Origin of the sequence: Salinimonas marina (assembly GCF_015644725.1) — a bacterium.
Taxonomy (GTDB): domain Bacteria; phylum Pseudomonadota; class Gammaproteobacteria; order Enterobacterales; family Alteromonadaceae; genus Alteromonas.
This window is the reverse complement of the sequence record NZ_CP064795.1, coordinates 1413435-1435472: the sequence shown is the minus strand read 5'-3', so window position 1 is coordinate 1435472 and position 22038 is coordinate 1413435. Positions and strand designations below refer to the sequence as shown.

The window sequence follows — 22038 nt, the reverse complement described above, 5'->3', positions numbered from 1 at the left end:
CGGACACAGCGAGAAATACAGTGGTAATAGGGTGTGTCGTCTAAAGATATTAAACATTTTCGAGGACGTGGCATATGGGGCGGCCTTCAGCTTAGCAATGGAGCTAACTGTGCAGACTCTATAAAAAGATTGCTACTGTACTTCAGTACTTAAATCTCAATGTAGTACTCGAGCTTGCCAGGCTTTGAGGTTCCACCCTCTGACTACAATCACGGCGCCTTAAATTCACTCCCGAGGGAGGTGGGCTTCATAGTGGCTGTCTGGCGTACCTGGTTTGGCGTACCTGTGTGAATCGCCACTGACCTCTCAAAGCGCAGCCATCTAAACCAATGCTGCAACTATGGATGTGAGTGTCCATGGCCAGACTTCCAGGGTGAGTCTGAGAGTGGTTGTCTGAGACCTTGATGTTTGGGGCTTAAATGTGGGGTTTGGAAACCAGTAACCGCAGTGGGTGTCTATGATGAAATAGCCCATGAAAACCACTGCCAGCAAAACAGATTAAAACATATTCCCAACAGGGCCCGGTTAGATACGGGAAACCGGCTTTTTAAAATACAAGCAGGGGCGTAAATAGCGGAGATTTGAATGCGCTGTGCTGTCAGCAAATATCTGCTAACAGCACAGGTCTGTTACACAAATACAATCTTATCGTGATAGGAAGCGTGAATCATTTCATCATAATGCGCTTCCAGCACATGACGTTTGACTTTTAGTGTTGGCGTCAGCAGCCCGTTTTCAATGGTCCAGGGTTCATCTACCACTATTAAATGATCTAGCTTTTGATGACTTTCGAGCTTGCTGTTCACTTTATCGAAGGTTTTCTCCAGTTTTTGACTGATTTCCGCCTTACCGTATTGCTTAGCCGGCTCACTTAATACCAGCAACCCCACAGGTTGTGGCAAATTGGTTCCGGTCACACAAACCTGTTCTATTAATGAGTTGACCATTAGCGCAGCCTCAATAGGCGACGGCGTAACATACTTTCCTTTAGCTGTTTTGAATATATCTTTAAGCCGGCCGGTAATGCGGATATAGCCTTCGTCGTCCATTTCACCTTTGTCACCTGTTTTTAAAAATCCATCGGTGGTGAAGGCTTCAACCGTTTTCTCTGGTTCCAGATAATATTCCACCATATTGCAAGGTGACTTAACCTGGATTTCTCCCTCGGTGGATAAGCGAATGTCCACTCCCTGGTAGGCTTTGCCAATGCAGCCGATTTTATCTTCTCTGAATGGAACACTGGCACTGCCATACGCACTATTTTCAGTCATGCCCCAGCCTTCTGATATATCAATGCCGATTTTGTGAAACCAGCGAATGATCGAGGGCGCAAGCGGCGCCGAACCGCTTGCCCAGAACCGGGCTTTGTCCAGCCCCAGGCCCTGGCGTATCTTGCGAGAAATTATATTTTTTATGATGGGTATTCTTAGTAGAAAGTCGAGCTTTTTCTGAGGCATTTTGGCCAGCACGCCCATCTGAAACTTAGTCCATAAACGTGGCACAGATATAAACAATGTTGGCTGACAAGCATGTACATCACGTTGAAATGTATCGAGTGATTCAACGAAGAAAATTTGTGGTCCACCATAAAAGGAAGCCAGCTCCACCAGCACCCGTTCTGTGATATGAGCTAAAGGCAGGTAACTCAACAAACGATCTTTTGCGCTCATCGTTAAAGATGATAACGAATTTTGCGCCGCCCAGCAGGCAGTTTGGTAGGTGTGCACCACCCCTTTAGGCTGACCTGTGCTGCCTGAGGTGTAGATTATGGTCATCACAGTATCTACATGAGGCTCAGGATTATCCTCTAAAGGTTCGCAGTCGAGAAACTCTTGCCAGTCCTGTCCTTTCGAAATCCCCGGGTATGGGAAGCGCACGGTAGGGCAAGCGTCTGGAATTGCAGCAAGCTGTGCTTCCGAATTATCCAGTTTCCCGATAAACATCAGCTTTACGTCAGCATGTTTCACAACGTACTGAATCGTGCTTTCTCCGGCAGACCCAAATATCGGGACCGACACATAGCCAGCCAGCATGATGCCCAGGTCTGTGATAAACCACTCCGCACAATTTTTCGCAAAGATGGCGATACGACTACCGGGCTCTAAATCCATTTGTTGTAAACGAGTCGCCACCCGGCGAGCCTGGTTACCTACCTCAGCCCAGCTATAAGTTTGTAGCTTTCCTTCTCGCGGCTGGTGTAAAAACGGCTCGTCGGCACGCTCCTGTTCCCATTTGTACAACATACTCAGAGGCGTTTTTGTAACAGCCGATACCTCTGTGGCAGTAAAATCCAGCGGCATAGTTTCTTCCTTTGCGCTTCAGGTTTAACACATTGTTCACAAATATATAATAAGCCGGTTTTATGCTACAAGCATATTCGCATAATTACTTTTCATACAGCGCGATAAGCCACACGTATAGATGTGGCTGTCCAATAAGTTTTTAGTGTTTCACGTGGCCTTCTTTTATTGATTAAAGATAGCGTCTTACCGTACTCGCGCTGTCTTCAGATAGTTTTACACAGAAATTTTATTTATCTGTCGCCTGCATTTGTTTATGTTTTTCTGCTCATCCACCAGGCCATTTACTGCAGACCTCCTTATCGATCACCTCATGTGATACTTTATGGACAGCCACTTTCTTAACAAATTGGACACACACTCTATCAATACAGCCATTTCACTGTTAAGCATCTGCATTGGTCCAGGGCACGTAGCCGGATTCAACGGCTTTATGTTTGCGCGGCCCGGAGGGTGGGAATAAGAACTAATGCGTCGTTTGCCTGAATAAAACTTACCGCCCAAAGCTTACCGGAAGCAAAGCTTACCGGACACCCACCCGTTATCCGGCATATTTTAATCCCCCACCCTTCACCTGCCCTGGTGACTCATGGCGGCTATATATCCAGCTGTCGACACTAATGACAATACCGCCACTTGTGGTCTATTGTTGGTTGACTCGGCTATAAAAGCATGGTGCTCTAACCTAAACAATTGACGGAACTTCCCCATGATTACCCTGAAAATCAATAACCAAACTCATGAATTCGATGGTGACCCACAAATGCCGCTGCTGTGGTATTTGCGTGATGAGCTGGCCATGAAAGGTACTAAATACGGATGCGGTATGGCCTTGTGCGGCGCCTGCACTGTGCATGTAGATGGAAATGCCACCCGCTCCTGCCGCCTGCCTATGGCTGCGGTCAAAGACAAAACCGTCACCACCATAGAGGGTTTGGATAAAAATCATGAGCATCCGTTGCAAATTGCCTGGGCCGAGAACGATGTGCCTCAATGCGGCTACTGCCAAAGTGGTCAGATAATGCAGGCGGCGTCTTTACTCGCCTCTACGCCCACCCCTGATGATAAAGAAATAGACCAGGCGATGTCGGGCAATATTTGTCGTTGCGGTACTTATCCACGCATCAAAAAAGCCATCAAACAGGTTGCCGGGGGTGACAAAGCATGAATACTCCAAGCTTATCGCGTCGCGCGTTTTTAAAAAATGTTTCCCTTGGCGGTGGCTTTGCTCTGGGCGTAAGTCTGGCGCCTAAGAGCCTGGCGCTGGCCAATGAGCCTCAGCTGACCGAGCAACTTACCCCGAATGTTTTCGTGGCCATCGAAGCTGACGGCACCCTGGTAGTAACATGCCATCGTTCAGAAATGGGTCAGCAAATCAGAACCTCTATTACTCAGATCATCGCCGATGAGCTCAGTGCTGACTGGCACCGGGTGCGAACCGAACAAGCCCCCGGGGATGAGAAATATGGCGATCAAAATACCGATGGTTCTCGCAGTATCCGCCGTAATCTGGAACGCTTGCAACTGGCCGGCGCCACTGCGGCGCATATGCTGCGCCAGGCCGCGGCTAAAGGCTGGAAGGTAAAGCCGGAAGAATGTAGCTTAAAAGATCACAAGGTGGTGCATGCCGCATCGGGTAAACAAGTTGATTTTTCACAACTGGTGAGCGTGGCGGCCACCTTGCCCGTGCCAGAAGAAACGGCAGTCACCCCGAAAGCAAGAAGTGACTGGCAGTATGTCGGTAAGGGCGTGCGCAGTATTGATATGCACAAAATCATTAGCGGCGATACGGTGTTTGGCCAGGATGTAGACCTGAAGGATATGCTTATTGCGGTAATCCAGCGGCCGCCCGTGATGTTTACCGAACCAAAGAATATCGATGATAAAAAAACCCGCGCGATGAAGCAGGTAGTCGATGTTATTACCCTTAAAACAGCCAGTGCCCCGGCAAACTTCTTGCCACTGGGCGGGGTCGCGGTTCTGGCCACCAACACCTGGGCAGCGATGGAAGGGGTGAAAGCGCTGGATATAAAATGGTCTTCAAACGAACATAGTCAGTATCAGTCAAGCCAGGAAAAAGCAGAGTTGATGAAGACCGCCAAGGCTAAAGGCGAAGTGGTTCGTCAAAAAGGCGACGCGCCTAAAGCGCTGGAAACTGCCCATAAGCGCCTCTCTGCAACCTATTACGCCCCCCTGTTATCTCAGGCGCCAATGGAGCCACCTGCGGCCGCTGCCAGGGTTACCGATGATAAAGTGGAAGTGTGGACCAGTACCCAAAACCCTCAGGCTGCACAGGATTTGGTAGCCCAGGTATTGGGCGTGCCCAAAGAAAAAGTGATTATTCACGTAACCTTACTAGGAGGTGGGTTCGGACGTAAATCCAAGCCGGATTTTGCCGCAGAGGCAGCGTTGCTGGCCAAGCAGGCTGGACGCCCGGTCAAAGTTATCTGGCGTCGTGAAGATGATGTTCAGCACGGGTTTTATCATACCGTCAGTGCCCAGCATATCGAAGCCGGTCTGGATGAAAACGGCAAAACCATCGCCTGGCATCACAATACGGTTTTCCCTACCATCAGCTCAACTTTTGCCAAAGGAGCAAATACGCCCAGTGCCGGCGAGTTACGTCTTGGCTTTATCGATAACCCTTTCGATGTTCCCAATATACAGCTGGAAAAAGGCAAAGCCGATAACCATGTTCGAATAGGCTGGTTACGTTCGGTGGCCAATGTTTATCATGCCTATGCTATTCACACCTTTGCCGATGAACTGGCTTCGGCGGCCAATCAGGATCCGAAAGAACATCTGAAGCAGCTCATTGGTAAGCCAAGGCATATTGATTTGGCCGCAGAAGGCGCCGAATATGACAATTATGGGGATCCATTAGATAAATACCCTATAGACACCCAACGTTTACATGCGGTGATTGATAAGGTCACTGCAGCCGCCGATTGGGATAACCGGCACAAAGACAAACGCTTTTTGGGGTTAGCGGCGCATCGCTCTTTTTTGAGCTACGTGGCCACCATTGTTGAGGTCACCGTAGACGAGTCCGGAAAGTGGCGCATCCCCAAAGCTTATGTGTGTATTGATGCCGGTACCGTGGTTAATCCTGAGCATGTTAAAGCACAGTGCGAAGGCGGCTCCATTTATGGGCTAAGTTGCGCCATCGGAGAAATCACCGCCCAGGATGGAAAAATTGAGCAATCAAATTTCCACAACTATCAGGTGGCCAGAATTCAGCATGCGCCGGCGGAATTCGATATACAGATTATTCAAAGTGAAGCGGCGCCCGGCGGTGTCGGTGAGCCCCCCACTCCACCTTTCGCGCCAGCCCTGGCTAATGCCTTGTTTGCCGCTACCGGGCAGCGCTTTCATGAATTGCCCATCCCGCTAACCATCAAACCGGCTTAGCGCCTGTGGAGTCCGGCGATGAGAAGTGGCGCTCGAACAGCGTATCTATCTCATGCGCCGGCATGGCTTTCGCGTACAAATAGCCCTGCTGAATGTGGCAGCCCATCTGAGTCAGCCGTCCGGCCTGCCCCGGCTCTTCAACACCCTCTGCCACGCACTCCATATTAAACGTCTGTGCCAGTTTAATACTGGTTTCGACCAGCGCATCCGCCTGAGCATTTTGCCCCAGCGCCATGATAAAACTACGATCGATTTTTAGTACATCTAATGGAAACCGCCTGAGATAACTTAGCGAAGAGTACCCTGTGCCAAAATCATCTAAGGCCAGCTTGAACCCTGCATTTTGAAAGGTTTTAAGCTGTTCCACCACCCGGCTAGAGTCTTCCATCAACGCGCCTTCGGTAATTTCGAAACGCAGCGCTGAGCGGGGAAGCCCGCGGGCAGCCATGGCATCACACAACAGCTCAAGGTGTAAGTTGGCCCTGAATTGCAGCGCCGATATATTAATCGCGACATAGCCGGTAAAACCTGAAGCACGCCAACGCTGCGCATCATCCAGCGCCCGTGAAATCGCATGGCGGGTAACATCAACAATATATCTTAACTGCTCCAGTACCGGAATAAACTGGTCAGGGTACAGAGCCTCGTCGTCCATATTGCACCGCAGCAATAATTCCACGCCTTCAGGTTTACTGGTAAGGGCATCCATAATCGGCTGATAATGGTTTTCAAAAGCATTTTGCTGATAGGCGCGTTTTACCCGATTTTCAAGTTTAAGCTGCTCCCGGGCACGTTCGTTTAACTCACTGGTGTAGTAGGTAAAACGGTTAACCTTATCTTTTTTGGCACTGTACATCGCCACGTCGGCTTGCTTTAACAACTCCGAAGGGGCGCCGGCATCTTCAGGGTAAAATGCAATGCCCACACTGCAGGATGTGCTAATAATTTCTTCGCCTAGCGAGATTGGCGTCTCTACCGCCTCTATCAGTTTTCCAACAAACGAGTTGATATGCTGGGTTCTGCCGACATCTTCCAACACTATGACAAATTCGTCGCCACCCAGACGAGCCACCGTGTCATCTTTACTGGCCAGGTTTTGCATCCGCCCGGCGATTACTTTTAACAGTTTGTCACCGTAATCATGGCCCAGCGTATCGTTTATGCTCTTGAAGCGATCCAGGTCCACAAACAGTACCGCGACCTGCAATTGATGATTAGCCGCATGGGCCAGCGCGTGCTCCAGTCTGTCTAACAACAAACTGCGGTTTACCAGGCCGGTAAGATTGTCAAAGCTTGCCAGTTTTAATAACTTTCGTTCCGCCCGTTTTTGTTCAGAGATATCCGAAATAACCACCAGGAAATGGTCCACCTGCCCGGCCTGCTCTTCTGCTGTTACCGCAGTAATGTCGATTAACACATCAAATTGCTGACCGTTGACCCCGGCCAGTTGCGTTTCTTCTTTTAAAAACTCCCCAGGCTGCAAGGCCTTGAGCGGGGCCTGCAGTTTTTGAGGTAACTCAGGCCGTTTAAGCCGTAACTTCTCCCACTGATGATTTAACTTCGCTTTCGAATTCAGGCCAAAAATGGCACAAAAAGCAGGATTAGCTGCGATGGGCGATGAATCGGGGTCAAAGACCACCACCCAGTCCCGGGTTTGCCTGAACGCCTGACCCATTAGCCGTAACTGTCGCTCAGTACTGGCTTGCCGCCGAAGTTGCTGTTGCCGATGAGAAAAATACAAGAATAATAAAATAAGTGCGCCCATTGCATACATGGCGTAGGCAAAAGGAGAACGAAACGGTGGGTAAGCAATGGTAAAGGTGATAGAAGCCGGGGTGATATCATAGCTAAAATGAGCGGTTGCAGGTCTTACCTCAAAGCGATATTTGCCCGGCGCCAGAAAAGCAAAAGAAGCCACCCCGTTAGTGGTCACATCCTGACTGACGATATTCTGATCCCGGCTAAGGGTATACAGATAATTTTCCCGACCGGCCGAGTCTGACACCATTGACGAAAAGTTTATGACAATCCCAAAGTCATTATGTGCCATCTCCAGATGTCTGCCATTTAGATTATTTAACGGCAGGGTCAACGCGCGCGAGGACAATCCTACCCCGGTGATAGCCATGCTTTGTTTGATTCTGGGCTGGTCGTGATTGTTAATAAGCGACATAGGGTCAAAAATCACCACCCCGCGGGTTGAACCAAATGCAATTTTTCCGTCTTCGAGTAACACCGACGCCCCATCGTTGAACTCGGAAACCGTCAGCTCTTTACCGTAACTGTAGTTTTTGATGAGCTGATTACGGGGCGAAAACCGGTATACACCCTGATGCGAGCTAAACCAGATATTGTTAGCCTTATCAAGTGTTACCCCATACACCACATTGGTATTCAACACATTGTCACTATTAAAACGATGGGTAACTTCACGGCTTTGAAGATCGATGCCAATTAACCCAAAGCGCGGAAAGCCCAGCCATAGCGTATTGAAATCATCAATACCCCAGGACGAAATGGCTACCGAATTATTCTTTTCCAATGCCTGGTATTTATACAGAATCTGGCTCTGTAAACTGTGGGTGTCCAAAAGCCATAGAGCATCACTGGTGGCAAACAACATTTGATTGCCTAGCTTTTCCGAAAACCCTAAAAAGCCGATCGCTGTTTGGGTGGAAACCCCCTGCTCTGCAAATGGTAGCGGTTCAAGTTCATAACTTTTCGGGTTATAACGAAAAAAACTGTGACCCATAATGTACAGCCATCCATCAGGTCCCAGGCTCATGCTATAGGTCCCCGCTTTGACTACTGCGTCATCTTCGGCCCGGTTAGTGGGAAGAAAGCTTAAGGTATTGGCAGCAGGATCAAAAAGGCGAATACCTTCGAAAGTACGTAAAAACAATTTGCCATCGGGGGCGGGAACAATGTCAGTAATTTCACTTTCAATATTGCTATAACTATCGCCAGATTGCAGAAAAAAATCACTTTTCATGGTATCCAGCGCCAGGCGGGTCAGGCCATTGGCGGTGCCCACCCACAGGGTGTTTGCATCTGACTGATGAAAACTCCATACGGTGTTGTCGCTTAACACATCCGTTTCACGATTAAGATGATTTTGTATGGTGTTGATGGTTAAGGTTTCGGGCGACCAAAACAGGGCACCACCAAGTTCGGTGCCCAACCACAGATTTCCGCCTTTATCCTGGGCCAGCGTCCGTATGGTTTTCTTGGCCAGTTCTACATCACCGGCATCGGGCTGCAAAATATGAATCTTTTGCCAGGTCCCTGAGGCATTTTGTTTTAACGAATAAAGCCCTGAAGACGACGCCAGCCAGAAGCTGTCGTCTTCTTTTTGCACCACTTCCCAAACATTGAGGGTTTCATCCACAGCAGTAAATCGGGCCTGGGTATTTTTATCAAGGGCCGCCTCTAAATCTGGCAGGGGTATCGCGAATACGCCCTGCACGGTGGCCACCCAGAACCGCTGTTGCCTATCCAGCCACAAAAATTTACTGTTCAGATTGCTGATATTGCGCTCAGCCAAAGGTAAATACTCAATTGGCAATAAGGGGGCCTGGGGCATATCCCGGCGCTTTGCAAATAAGCCGCTGGAGCTGGCGATATACAGATACTTGTCTGTTAACCAGATATCGCGTATCAGGTTATCCTTATCGCGAAGAGGCTGTGGCAGCACCGCCAGAGTTTTTGGTTTGTTATCCCGGGCGCTAATAAAGACCACCTCATGGTCCAGCGCCACATAAATATTACTGTTGCTGTCTTCAATGAATGCGCGCCCCGTCTGACTCCACGAAGTCTCAGAACGGGCTTGTCGATCGATAATACGGTTTATGGCCTGAGTGTGGAGATCCAGTGTATATACACCCGATGACAGGGTACTGATCCAAAGTTTTTGAGCAGAGTCCAGGAACAGCTTTTCAATACTGGCGTTGACAAAAACATCATTGGGACCCTTGATGGTTAAAAAATTATAGCCATCCCACCGGCCAAGTCCGCCTTCAGTAGCAAACCAGACAAAGCCGTCGTTATCAATCAGGATATCCAGAATAGTGTCCTGAGTCAGGCCCTGATGCGTAGATAAACGTTTAAACTGAGGTTCAGAGAGTACGGGAGCGGCAATTGCGCCCGTCGACAGGTATAGACTAAATCCGAGCCAGATGAGAAGTAGGTTCTGGCTGGTTTTAGGGCCTCGCAAAGCACGTACTGCAACTTGCAAAAACCTGAAGAGGTCAAATACCGTTTTCACCGAGTAACTGTCCATTTATTATTCTAATCAGTCTATCGATTACTATACCAAAATAGTATCGCCTGACGAGTTGCTATCCCTTCCCCCGGTCTGATTTTTTATACCTTTGCGAACAATAAGCGCGCGTTCGCATATAAAAAGGTGGTTATAGCGACAGTAAACGGCTTATGAACTCAAATTAGTCACGGCGGGAAAGGTCCGATGCACTGCATTTTTCAAGGGTATATAACCACCAGCTTATACTCTTATTGAACATAAATACAGCAGAATCATAGGCTTGTAGCGTCTTTTTAGGTACTCTTTGTAACAGAGATAGGGTTACTCGCGTCTAAGCGCAATCCGACCGGTTTTAACCACTTGTCGACGAATACTGGGAAGTGGCGCTAAACGATAGAGATCTCCATTTAAGCCTACCTGACGCTTTCGTACACCGGTGGCTTTGGCTACCATTGCATGCGCCTCAAGATGTTCAGGCTCTCCATGCACCGGAATGGCAATTTGCGGTCGCACCCACTCATACATCAATGCCAGCTCTTCGGCGCACGGGTGACCACTGGCATGGATTGGCAAAGTACTATTTTCACTTAGCAGGGTAGTAACCCCCTGCGCTTCAAACTGACGCACCAGCCCGGTCACCGCCGTCTCATTCCCCGGAATAATAATGCTGGAAAAAATGACCATGTCACCTTTGTCCAACGTCAAATGCGGATGTGAGTCTTTGGCGATACGACCCAGCGCGGCCCTTGCTTCGCCCTGACTGCCGGTAGCCACGGCCAGCACCTCGTGAGGAGGCAAATAACCAAGATGTGAAGGCTCTACCAGAGATAAATCGTCAGGCCAGAGCCCCATTTTACGGGCGATACTGTACATATTAAGTAACGAGCGGCCGAACAACGCCATATAGCGATTGGTATTTTTCGCCACATAGGCAAGTGAAATTAAACGGGCGATGTTACTGCCAAAGCAACTGACCACTACCCGCCCAACCTGAGGACGTATGGTGGCCAACAGTCCGTCATAGCAGTTTCGCTCAGAAATAGAAAAGCCTGGTTTGGTGGCATTGGTGGAATCGCCCACCATCGCCAGAATGTTTTCTTCCTTCAAACGCCGGTAAAGCTTAGGGTCAAAGGGTTTGCCGGTAATGGGTTGCGCATCAATTTTCCAGTCTGCGGTATGCAGCACGACGCCAGCCGGCGTCGAGATTTTAAGCGCATAGGGTTCAGGTATTGAGTGTGTTACCGCAAGCCAGCTGACATCAAACGGACCAATTCGGCAGAGGCTGTGACTGTCCACTTCTATAATCGGTACTTTTCCTTCCAGGCCGGTTTCGGCTAGTTTTCGGCGTAACACTTCTGCGGTGAAGCGCGTGGTATAAACGGGGCACTTCAACCTCGGCCATAAATAAGGCAGAGCCCCTACATGGTCCTCATGGGCATGGGTGATAATGATACCGCAGAGATGTTCTTTTTGCGCCGTGATAAAGCCAGGATCGGCTGCCACAACCTGAATCTTTTCTCCGGCCTCAGCGGCGCTCTGACTTTCGCGATAAGGGGCAACTAATGGTTCATCGAAACTGACACCACAGTCCACCATAAGCCAGTGGCCATTATGTCCGTACAGATTCATGTTCATACCAATCTCACCGGTGCCGCCTAGCGGTAAGAACCAAAGATCGTCTTCACCCGGGGTTAATAATGAAATATCTGACTCCTTATACCGGCCACATCCGACCTGCAAAAAATTGAAGTAAACGGATTCAATTTACGAATCACCCTAACCATCACCCTATCAGGGTCGCCCACCATCTCACCGAGACCTAACACTTCCCGGCGTTTAATACGCTGTCTCTCAGATATGCTCTGGGGCCAGGCTACAAGGCGGTACGCGCACGTGGGTAAACATCTAACTCTTTAGCTCGGGAAATCCAGTTTCGCTATTTACCTTCCCTTATGTCTGTGGGTGGCCAAAGCCTCAGTAAAGAAGGTGGCAAAAGAAGGTGACTGTCCAGCACGCTAACTTTGTGGATCTCCAACCATATAGTGACTGTCCATAATCTTCTATTCGTGTTTCATCCGCTATGTTCTGAAAATGGTTTCCCCTGAGATGGACCTACCTGGGGCTGAGCCGGATAAATAAAGTGACTGTCCAGGTCTTAATAAAAGAAGGTGACTGTCCAACACGCAACATTGTGGGTGTCCGTAATCTGCTCTTCGTATTTCACCTGCTTTCTCCAGAAAATGATTTAGCCTGAGGTGGAACTACCTGAGGCTGAGCCGGATAAATAAAGTGACTGTCCAGGGTGCTCTCTTTAAAGTGACTGTCCAGGTTTCTACTCTGTCTTGGGCGTTCTCTATCCCCCCTGTCCAGCATCCCATTCAAGAGTCGGCGATAATTCGCGTTGGTCGTCGCATCACTTAATTGGCCGGCGCCAGTGTCTTATTCATGACCCCGGCTCCAACATTTTCAAACGGGACGATAGCATTATCCTTGGCCTCTTTTTACTGCCTGGCGATAGCATTATCCCTGGCCAGCATTTATATTCAGCGCCTCCCCCACATTTTACGAGCTAAGCTCATTCATGGTGAAGCTGGGCATTAAGATCATCAATAATCATTACCCACTCTGCATCTTCATCGAGGGCTTGTTGTAAAAACGCGCGCTGGGAGTCATTCCAAAATGGGGCTCTTTCAATATGGCGACTATCATTCATGCCATGATGCTTCTGGATAAATTCGTTGATTGATTTTTCATCCGAATCCAGCCCTAACTGCTGAAACAAATCTTCCATAGTAGGTTGTTCTGTATACATAATAAAACTCCTGAAGATGATTATCTGCAGTTTAAACGAGTTCTTAGATGGGCTAGATCAGCTTTTGGGTGGGATAATTGAAGCGGCCTGAGCGCGGTCTATGGCAGACAGTGGGTTAACTGTCTGCCGAATCACTCTACATAATTTTTTCGGCCAGGGCGTCCGGATCTATAACTTCACCGTCTTCACCCGGTACCGGGCACACGACGACCACCAGGTTGTCCTGCATCAGCCCTGGTGTCCACTTTTTCAACCAGTCTTTAAGGCTCACCGCCATAGGCTCACAATCGGCCCAGTCTTCGGTAGCCCATAACAATGCCATACCGGCATCTGGCCATACTGGTACACCATCCTCGTCGTCGGTGGTCAGCATTACGCAGCCATCACCGTCTTTTAGAATCCAGACTTCTTCATTGTCTTTTATGCTGGTAATGGTTTCGCTCATGCGAACATCAGCTCCGGCATTAAGAAGGGGGTGTTGATCTAAGGCCATAATATGATCCTATTTTGATGCCCTGCGACACCTTCGTTTACCGCTGTCAGGGCAGATAACTAATTTAACTCAGTTAATGGGCACGTTAAGCAATAAATACAAGGGGGCCGGCGGACAATTGCCCGGGAAAACCTGGTTTATCGCTAAAGTTTTGCCGGGCCAACTCATTAATTCATCGCGCCAAATAACGCGTCAATGACGGTATTAAGTGCAGGTCGTTTGATGGTCTTCAAATGATTTAAAAACACCGTGGTGGTCACCGGCTCGAAGTTGTGTAGTAGCGAAAGATTGAGCGTATTGGCAGGCCCCTGTCCCATATTTATGGGTAAAACCACAAAACCACCTTCATCATGCATTGAGGCCATCGCCAGACGTAATGAATTGGTTCGTAGCCGGGCATCTCGCAATTGCGGAAACTGCGCTGATAAGGCATCACGCGCTTTACTGCCCCAGTCCAGCGCCACAAAATCAGACGCGGTTGGCTCCTGTGGCGCGCCCGGACTTGCGAACAAGCCCAATGGCTGCTCAAACATAGGCACACTCACAACTTCTTCGGATTTTAACGGCTCAGAGGAGAAGGCTAAATCAATAACCCTTTCATGCAACTGGCGTGATAACCCTTCAAGGGTCAACACTTCGGCTTTCACCGACCAGTCGGGAAAGTGTTCATAAATCTGGGCCAGGGTTTGGGTGAGTTGTAACTCACTGGCAAGCTGGGTGGCGCCACACACCACAAACTCGCCCGACTCCAGCTGCAGCTCACGTTTGGCTTCTTTCAAGGTAGCATTTAACTGATGCGCAAAGGGCAACAGTTTTTCGCCGGCCGGGGTTAACTGAATACTGTTGCGATGTCGTATAAATAACGTGGTCTGAAAGTACTCTTCAAGTAATTTGATACGGGCGCTCACTGCAGACTGTGTTAAAAACAGATTCTCAGCGGCTTTTCCGAAATGACGGGTGTCGGCTACTTCGATAAAAGTAGAAAGAAAACGAATATCCATGAACAATAACTGTAGGCAATGTTATAGCGAACTTTGCACAGTTGTCAGGATTTGTAAACAAAAACAGGCTTACAGCCCTAACCGAATGGCAGGGCTGCTCTCACGCCTGAAAAAATTATGCGCCTTCAGAATGTAAACGGCGCTGCTTTTCCCGGCGCAATAAATCTCGTTGCTGCTTTGTCTTAACCTGGTGACGGCGATCGGCTTTTTTCTTGCCCTGAAACTCGCCCTCTTCTACCGAGTCCCATTCTTCGCGTTGGTAACGATAGTCTTTACTCATTGTCGTCTCTGTTGTAGATGCTTACCCTGTTATTATCTGTTTCCCTGTACAGATTTAAAACAAATTTTAATCATCGTAACGATGAAATAATTTTTTTGATCGTTTTGCTGGTTGTCACCTTTTGTATGCTTCGCCCAAGGCCTTGCTTCAGGCAGATTTTTTTATGGTTATGACGATTATTTTTTGTTTTGAGATTGCCGCATTTTGCCTTAAAAAGCCACTTGGTTATGGCCACTATTTTGCGAGTAATTACTTATGACAACCTTCTCTATTCGTGAACCAAACAAAGTTTTCACCGACCGGGCTAAATTTCCTTATGGATTTAAAAAGTCCGGGGATTTTAGTATTACTGAAGCCGATTTACTGGGGCGTTACGGCCATACCTTGATGGCGCTGGAACAAGGAAGTCTGTCCCCTGAAGGTGCCGATGAACATCAGTTCATGGCGGTCATCAAAGGGCAGACCCCTCCGGCTAATGCCCTGGAAAAGGCCTGGCTGAAATATGTACGGCTGGCCCGCCAATACCGGCCCTTTTTTACCCTCAATAGCGCCTCCAAAATTCAGTATTTCGATGATGCGGCTGAAAATGAAGACTATGATATTGCTGGCTAACCCGGTCAATGCCGGTTTTTATCCGGCGTTACCACTCAGGCACTTCTAGCACCCTTTCCCAAACTCTGTTTTTTTACATTGGCGGCGTTCCAGCCGCCATTTTTGCTGCACAAATTCACTAGTGCTACCCCGCTTTTATTGATCCATAGGCCCTAGCCTAACGAATTGAATATTAAATCGTCTTCACAGTTGAAGGCAGGACTTTCCAGGAGGATCGTAAAAGATGATTTCCCATAAACAAATGAAGCAGTATTCCATCCATGCAACCGACGGTGACATTGGTGGGTGCAAAGACATTCTTTTTGACGATCAGGATTTTGTGGCCCGCTATCTGGTAGCCGACACCAACAGCTGGCTTCCTTTAAGCCGCAAAGTGGTGATATCCCCTATCGCGGTTACCAAAGTGAATACGGAGGAGCAGTGGTTGTCGATAAATATGTCGTCCCAGTCTATTAAGGAAGGGCCGTCTATTGACGAACATAAACCGGTAAGCCGTGAATACGAAGAAACCTTATTTAAATATTTTGGTTACGGGTACTACTGGATAGGCCCGGGTGCCTGGGGTGACTTTTCACATCCTACCCAGCTGGTGGATCAGGATCTTGAACGTGAAGTCGAACAAGCTCCTGCGCAACCCACTAACCATCTGCGTTCATGCAATGAAGTTCATGGTTACGATGTGGAAACTCTGAATGATGATGTGGGTCATATTACCGACTTTATCTTTGATAACGATGGCTGGACCCTGCAGCTGTTTATTATTGATACGCATAACTGGTTGCCAGGTGGCAAGAAGCTGGCGGTGCGCCCCGCTGATGTAAAAAATATCGACTGGTCGAGTCACAAAGTGCAGGTAAATTTATCTCACGATGCACTGATGCAAAAGCCCGAAATTGACATGGATAGACTGGCAGATGCCGCTTATCTGGAAGCCATTTTAGCGAAGGCCTGATTTTTTATGGATAATACGCTTTATCAAAAACAAACCGAGCTGGCACTTGAGAACTTTGCCATTGGTAATGAGCCTTTTCCTGCTACATTTATCCATGCATTGGGTTATGTGAAAGCAGCCTGTGCTACGGCTAATTTTGAATTGGATAAACTCGACAAAGCACGCAGTGAAGCCATTTGCAATGCCGCGATGGAAGTGGCTGAAGGTAAACATGATGCGCAGTTCCCGGTGGATATTTATCAAACCGGTTCTGGCACCAGCACCAATATGAATGCGAACGAGGTGATTGCCACTCTGGCCAGTGAGCGGCTGGGAGAAACGGTACATCCCAATGATGATGTAAATATGGGCCAAAGCTCTAATGATGTTATCCCCACGACCATTCATGTTAGTTCGGTAATAGTTTTAAAACAATCACTTATACCTGCTCTTGAACATAGCCATAAAGTCTTGCATAAAAAAATGGAGGAACTAAACGGCATCATAAAAACCGGACGCACGCATTTGATGGATGCTATGCCGATCAAAATGAGCCAGGAGCTGTCCGGCTGGCAGGCGCAGCTAAAACAGTCCAAGCTTCGTATTGAAGATACCATGCAGCGCCTGACCAGGCTTGCCATTGGTGGCACGGCGGTAGGCACCGGCATCAATACCGATAAAAAATTCGGCGGCACCGTTTGTGAGGTACTGGGACGTTACCTGGATACTACCTTTAGTGTCGCGGATAATCATTTTGCAGCAATTTCAGCGCAGGACACAGCACTGGAGCTGGCCGGTCAGCTGAATACGCTTGCCGCAGCACTGATGAAAATAAGTAATGATATTCGCTGGATGAACAGCGGCCCACTGGCCGGTCTGGGAGAGATCAGCTTACCAAAACTTCAGGCAGGCAGCAGTATCATGCCAGGTAAGGTAAATCCGGTAATACCCGAAGCAGTGACCATGGCCTGTGCGCAGGTGATGGGGTATCACACGGCCACCACGGTAGCGGGTCAGTCAGGCAATTTTCAGCTGAATGTTATGTTGCCGCTGATCGGTCGGAATCTGATAAAGTCGTCGGAATTACTGGCTAACAGTATTATGCATCTTAGCGACAAAGCGATTGCCACTTTCGAGGTTAATCAGGACAAGCTGAATGAGGTGCTGGCCAAAAATCCGATTCTGGTGACTGCCCTGAACCAACGCATCGGCTACGAAAAAGGCACAGAAATCGCAAAACAGGCGTATGCCGACAAACGAGATATTCTGGATGTCGCGAAGGAGATGACCGACCTGGATGAAGCAGAGCTTAAAACCCTGCTTGACCCGGCAAAACTGGTTTAACTGTTAACAGACTCTGGGTAAAACGTGTGCATTAATCCCAGTACACGATTTACCCGTTCGTCGGTAAGCCGGTAATAAATGACCTGACCAGCCCGACGGGTGGCCACCATGTTGGCATCACGAAGCAGTGCCAGGTGTTGCGATAACACCGGTTGGGTGACATCGATTCGGGTAAGTAAGTCAGAAACCGAAAGCTCCTTGCCCATCAGCGACGTCAGCACCATCAACCGGGTTTTGTTAGCCAGTTGTTTCAGAAATTGCTCTGCTTCGTTCGCATGTTCCAGAATGACTTCGGTCGTGTTTGGTTCGTTGGTAGTGACAGACATTATACTAAAGTAGTAAGTGTTTCAGGATTCTATTGAAACGCGAAGTCCAGTGGTCAGACAAGGCTGTTGGTCGCACAAATAAGACAGTTAAAAGATAAACTATAGAAATGAGTTTGAGCCTTGATCATATTAGGGTTTTCTTATGATTTTCTTTTCATTTCGCTAACCACTATTGGAGGCTGCATGCTTAAATCGATTCAGGAAAGAATTCAGGCCCTACCCCAGGAGATCCGTAAGGTTTCGGCCGCCGAAGCCGCAGCAGAAATAGAGAATAACCAGGGCGTACTTATTGATGTGCGCGAACCTTCCGAGTCTGCTGAAAAAACCATTCAGCCAGCCTTTATTATTCCCCGGGGCATTTTAGAAATGAAAACCCTGGAAAAGTTTAAAGATCCCGATCGCCCCCTATATCTTCATTGCGCTTCTGGAGTCCGTGCCCAGCTCGGTGCTGAGCAACTTGTTGATATGGGCTATACCAATGTGACCGCTATTGTCAGTGACATTAAGGCAATACAGCAGGCGTTTAACCCCCAGGAGTGAATTTCTGCAATTCGGGTTACAGTGGGCAGGGCCCGGATTTCATGCGATACTTTTTGAAATCAAGCCTCTCGGTGTAACCAGCCATGCCAAAAGCCACACTTGAACAATGGCGAATGTTTAAAGCCGTCGTCGATGCCGGCGGTTTTAATCAGGCTGCTGAACAAGTTCATAAAAGCCAGTCATCGATTCATCATGCCGTACACAAACTTGAAGCCGCGCTGGGCCTTGGGTTATTTGAAAGCGCTGGCCGTAAGGTCAAGCTTACCCCCGCCGGGGAATTAATGTTACGCCGGGCCAGCCTGTTACTGGATGAGGCCTATAAGCTTGAGTCCGTTGCCGCCAGCTTGCAAAACGGCGTAGAGTCGCAATTGCGTATTGCCGTTGATATTGTGTTTCCAAGCCATATTTTATATTCAGTACTTAGTCAGGTTTCTGATAAATACCCGCTATTACATGTCGAAGTAATGGAAACCGTGCTCAACGGTGCCAATGACCTGTTGCAGCAAGGCAAGGCCGATCTTGCGATTTCACCCTTTGTGTACACTAATGGGTTTAGTGAAGACTTGTGTCATATTGAGTTTGTATTGGTAGCCCACCCAGAGCATCCATTACATGCTTTAGAGCGAAGTTTGTCACTGAATGATTTAAAAGCGCACCGGCAAATCGTGGTGCGCGACTCCTCCACGGAACGCAAAGCTGAATCCGGGTGGCTGGGAGCTGAACAGCGCTGGACCGTCAGTCATATCAAAACCTCTATCGATATCGTGGCCCAGGGGCTCGGTTATGCCTGGTTACCCAAAGCGATGATCGAATCTCAACTTAGCCAGCAGGCGCTGGTTCAGTTGCCCTTGCCAGGCAGTAACCTTCGCCAGGCCTCGTTAAACCTGAGTTTCGAAGACGGCGATAAACTTGGCCCTGCTACCCGCGAATTTATCGGTTTACTGCGGTTTGAAACCATGCAAAGTACCGGTTGTCGCGTGGCCAATGTCACAGATTCTGATTGAATCCAGGGGCATTTGACGTTATAAGTAACCCGCGAAAAACAATAATAAAAATAACTAATATGGACGATTTAACCCTTACCCGGACGCGCGTTAAGCATCATCCGGCATTGGTTATCTTTTGTTTTATTTCACAGACGCAGTTAGACGGTAATTACCTGGTATCGCCGGGAAGCGTATATTGTGACTATGTTTGATTTCGAACTTTATTAATCACAGGCCGAGACACTTATGCCCGATAATCTGGAACTGATCAAAAGCGACAGCAATCTGCGCAAACGGTTGCTGCTGGGGTCGGTATTATTGTCTTTGCTGGTGATTACTATATTTTGTTATGTGGGCTATAACCTTCTGCTCGAGATGGAAAAAGATCTCGAACGGCAAGCGTTTGAAGAACAATACGCTGATGTGAAAACCCTGCTTGCGCCGGTTATCAACGGCACCGAGGTAAATGAAGGGGTGTCGCTAGTCCCCCGGGATTTGTCTATTCTTGCCGAAGATATTTTGATCATTGAATTTGATCAAAAAGAGCTGTATCGCGATCCTCGTCTGGCCCCCCAAACCTTTTTACAGCCTTTGAAACAAACCGGCTTTTTTACGTCAGGTGAAGATGAATATTATGTTCATAGCGATATCCTGGCGGAAAATAAAAAACCGCTGACGGTTATCTGGAAGTCAGCCGATATGTCCACCATTTCAGAACATGTTATCAGCCGGCTTTCGGTGGCAGCCTTTCTGACATTCTGGTTGTCAATCTGGTCGGCACTGATCATGTCAGCCTTTATCGCCCGCCGCTTTGAAAGTGCCAACAAAAGTCTCGAAAAACTGGCGTTAATCGACAACCTTACGAAGCTATATAACCGCAACGCTCTGCTCTCCGGACTGGATATCAAAAATAAATCCGGGGCGCTGATGTTCCTGGATCTTGACCGGTTTCGTGATATCAACGATGCCCTGGGGCATGATATGGGCGATCGCATTTTAAAAGCCTTTGCCTTGCGTTTACGTCAGCTGATGCGCAGCCAGACAAAACTCTACCGGTATCGAAGCGACGAATTTGTGGTGTGGTTCCCCGACTTGAATTCCGATGATGTAATGAGTCGTGCGTTTAATCTGTTGTACGAATGCCGTGAGCCATTGATTATTGGTAAGAGCGAATTTGAAATTGGCTGTAGCATTGGCGTGGCCTGTGCCCCGAACACGGACATGATACTGAAACGCTGGTGCAAAATGCCGAAAATGCTATGTTACGGGCCAAGCGCATGCGGCTGGGCATTCAGGTCTACAACGACCGGTTAGCCCACAACAACACCGTGGAAGTGACCTTGCGTAGTCAGCTACGCACGGCCCTGCAACAAAATCAGTTTGAGTTGTATTATCAGCCCAAGGTGAGTCTTCACAATGGCAAGCTATGTGGGGCCGAAGCCATTGTACGCTGGAATCACCCTGACGAGGGCCTGCTGTCACCGGCCTACTTTATTGATCTGGTGGAACAAAGCGGAATCGTGCATGCCTTCACCCGCTACACCATCGAAAGTGCGGTGAAACAAATAAAACAGTGGGAAGACGATGAAACCCCGCTGCCGGTGGCAGTGAATCTGTCTGCCTACAATCTGATGGACACCGCGTTTGTGCCCTTTGTTGAAAAGACCCTCGCCACCAGTGGCATCGACCCCGCCCGGCTTGAATTTGAGCTTACTGAAAGCGCTACCATGGTGGATATCTCGGTCAGTAAACGGATGATTTCCGCTTTTAATTCGTTAGGTATCAGAACCTCCATTGATGATTTTGGGACGGGCATGAGCTCATTTGCCTATCTGCGGGAGCTCAATGTGCACACCATTAAACTTGACCGGGCATTTATTACCGATGTGGCCACCAACGCCAAAGACGAAAAAATCGTAGAGGCAATGATCGCCCTTTGTCATAACCTGGGCATTCAGGTGGTGGCAGAAGGCATCGAGCAGCAAGGGCAAGCCACCTTGTTAAAACAACTTGGCTGTGATGTCGGTCAGGGCTACTTTTTTGGGAAACCGGCCCCTCATACCGATATTGACGCGTTATTGTCTACCGCCCAGGATGTTAAAGCTAACCTAGCAAAGATACCATCTGCTGGCCGCCCATAAAAAAACCTAAACAGGCCAGCGAGAGTCCGAGTAATGCGACTGCACCATCATCAGTAGCCATGCCAATGGCCATCACAAATACGGCGGTGGCGGGGATAAGTCCCAGAAAGGGCACCAGCTCTAATGGCACCATCATCAGTCCGCATAGCCCGCAGCTTATGGCTATCAAACTTCGAAAAACCACATTGCGCATAAAAAACCAGCGGGGCATAAGCAGTCTGTCGACCCAGGTGACTGCGGGGCTGATTTTATCGATGCCTTTATTCAAAGAATCGCGCTCGATACCAATCTGAGTAATGGCGCCAGGCAGCCAGGGGTGAGATTTTGCCAGTAAAACTTGCAGCGATATAAGAAAAATAGTGATACCGGTAACGGTAGGAATACCCGGGATAGCGCCTACCGGTGTGGAGCAAATAAACGCCGGCACCGCCAGCATCGGTCCGAATCCCCGCTTTTCCATCATAGTCAGCAGTTCACCAAAGGTGATTTTTTCTTCCCTTCCGGCGCTTTGCATGCGTTCAAGCAGTTCATGCAAGCTCATTGAACGCACTGCCGCCAAATCTAACATGGTCGGTTTCCTATCGTCTGTATTGAGACATG

The 22038-nt window shown here is 48.6% G+C and carries 18 protein-coding genes; 9 read left to right on the top strand and 9 right to left on the bottom strand.

Annotation, left to right across the window (positions count from 1 at the left end):
* Positions 1-629: 629 nt before the first annotated feature.
* Entirely contained in the window at positions 630-2300 is a 1671-nt protein-coding gene (locus tag IT774_RS06355; RefSeq protein WP_195811834.1) for an AMP-binding protein, read from the bottom strand.
* 709 nt (positions 2301-3009) lie between these two features.
* Here IT774_RS06355 and IT774_RS06350 point away from each other — a divergent pair.
* Together IT774_RS06350 and IT774_RS06345 are read left to right on the top strand one after the other, a co-directional pair.
* Positions 3010-3468 (top strand): (2Fe-2S)-binding protein, encoded by a 459-nt coding sequence (locus tag IT774_RS06350; RefSeq protein WP_195811833.1) that lies wholly within the window; start codon positions 3010-3012, stop codon positions 3466-3468.
* The gene (locus IT774_RS06345) at positions 3465-5711 is read left to right on the top strand and encodes a xanthine dehydrogenase family protein molybdopterin-binding subunit (RefSeq protein ID WP_195811832.1); all 2247 of its coding nucleotides are present in this window, start codon (positions 3465-3467) and stop codon (positions 5709-5711) included. The genes IT774_RS06350 and IT774_RS06345 overlap by 4 nt, the downstream gene beginning before the upstream one ends.
* Here IT774_RS06345 and IT774_RS06340 read toward each other — a convergent pair.
* The 6 genes from IT774_RS06340 to IT774_RS06315 form a co-directional block, all read right to left on the bottom strand.
* Positions 5698-9990, bottom strand: coding sequence for an EAL domain-containing protein (locus IT774_RS06340; protein ID WP_195811831.1), 4293 nt, complete (start codon positions 9988-9990; stop codon positions 5698-5700). The two genes, IT774_RS06345 and IT774_RS06340, sit on opposite strands and share 14 nt — an antisense overlap.
* Before the next feature lie 303 nt (positions 9991-10293).
* Positions 10294-11607, bottom strand: coding sequence for a ribonuclease J (locus IT774_RS06335; RefSeq protein ID WP_195811830.1), 1314 nt, complete (start codon positions 11605-11607; stop codon positions 10294-10296).
* A 940-nt stretch (positions 11608-12547) separates the two neighbouring features.
* Positions 12548-12784, bottom strand: coding sequence for a DUF2789 family protein (locus IT774_RS06330; RefSeq protein ID WP_195811829.1), 237 nt, complete (start codon positions 12782-12784; stop codon positions 12548-12550).
* A 136-nt stretch (positions 12785-12920) separates the two neighbouring features.
* Positions 12921-13277, bottom strand: coding sequence for a DUF2750 domain-containing protein (locus tag IT774_RS06325; RefSeq protein ID WP_195811828.1), 357 nt, complete (start codon positions 13275-13277; stop codon positions 12921-12923).
* Positions 13278-13444: 167 nt separating this feature from the next.
* The gene (locus IT774_RS06320; RefSeq protein ID WP_195811827.1) at positions 13445-14278 is read right to left on the bottom strand and encodes a LysR family transcriptional regulator; all 834 of its coding nucleotides are present in this window, start codon (positions 14276-14278) and stop codon (positions 13445-13447) included.
* 115 nt (positions 14279-14393) lie between these two features.
* A complete protein-coding gene (locus IT774_RS06315; protein ID WP_195811826.1) occupies positions 14394-14558 on the bottom strand; it encodes a hypothetical protein in 165 nt (54 codons plus the stop codon).
* A 255-nt stretch (positions 14559-14813) separates the two neighbouring features.
* Here IT774_RS06315 and maoP point away from each other — a divergent pair, with 255 nt between their 5' ends.
* The 3 genes from maoP to IT774_RS06300 all read left to right on the top strand — a co-directional run bounded on the left by maoP (position 14814) and on the right by IT774_RS06300 (position 17445).
* Positions 14814-15170: a DUF413 domain-containing protein gene (gene maoP / locus IT774_RS06310; protein ID WP_195811825.1), complete on the top strand. Its 357-nt coding sequence runs from the start codon at positions 14814-14816 to the stop codon at positions 15168-15170.
* Positions 15171-15393: 223 nt separating this feature from the next.
* On the top strand, positions 15394-16122 hold the full coding sequence (locus IT774_RS06305) for a PRC-barrel domain containing protein (protein WP_195811824.1): 729 nt from the start codon (positions 15394-15396) through the stop codon (positions 16120-16122).
* Positions 16123-16128: 6 nt separating this feature from the next.
* Positions 16129-17445 (top strand): class II fumarate hydratase, encoded by a 1317-nt coding sequence (locus tag IT774_RS06300; protein WP_195811823.1) that lies wholly within the window; start codon positions 16129-16131, stop codon positions 17443-17445.
* On the opposite strand, the gene IT774_RS06295 is transcribed toward IT774_RS06300, so the two are convergent.
* Complete coding sequence (locus tag IT774_RS06295) at positions 17442-17771, bottom strand: ArsR/SmtB family transcription factor (RefSeq protein WP_195811822.1); 330 nt, start codon at positions 17769-17771, stop codon at positions 17442-17444. The genes IT774_RS06300 and IT774_RS06295 overlap by 4 nt on opposite strands.
* A 183-nt stretch (positions 17772-17954) precedes the next feature.
* On the opposite strand from IT774_RS06295, the gene IT774_RS06290 reads away from it, so the two are divergent.
* The 4 genes from IT774_RS06290 (at position 17955) to IT774_RS06275 (ending at position 21438) form a co-directional block, all read left to right on the top strand.
* Entirely contained in the window at positions 17955-18311 is a 357-nt protein-coding gene (locus IT774_RS06290) for a rhodanese-like domain-containing protein (protein ID WP_195811821.1), read from the top strand.
* Positions 18312-18394: 83 nt separating this feature from the next.
* Positions 18395-19315 carry a LysR family transcriptional regulator gene (locus tag IT774_RS06285; RefSeq protein WP_195811820.1) on the top strand — a complete coding sequence of 307 codons (921 nt, stop codon included), beginning with the start codon at positions 18395-18397 and terminating at the stop codon, positions 19313-19315.
* A gap of 228 nt (positions 19316-19543) precedes the next feature.
* On the top strand, positions 19544-20611 hold the full coding sequence (locus IT774_RS06280; protein WP_195811819.1) for a GGDEF domain-containing protein: 1068 nt from the start codon (positions 19544-19546) through the stop codon (positions 20609-20611).
* Entirely contained in the window at positions 20557-21438 is an 882-nt protein-coding gene (locus IT774_RS06275; RefSeq protein ID WP_195811818.1) for a putative bifunctional diguanylate cyclase/phosphodiesterase, read from the top strand. The genes IT774_RS06280 and IT774_RS06275 overlap by 55 nt, the downstream gene beginning before the upstream one ends.
* On the opposite strand, the gene IT774_RS06270 is transcribed toward IT774_RS06275, so the two are convergent.
* Complete coding sequence (locus IT774_RS06270) at positions 21401-22006, bottom strand: exopolysaccharide biosynthesis protein (protein WP_195811817.1); 606 nt, start codon at positions 22004-22006, stop codon at positions 21401-21403. The genes IT774_RS06275 and IT774_RS06270 overlap by 38 nt on opposite strands.
* Positions 22007-22038: the final 32 nt, after the last annotated feature.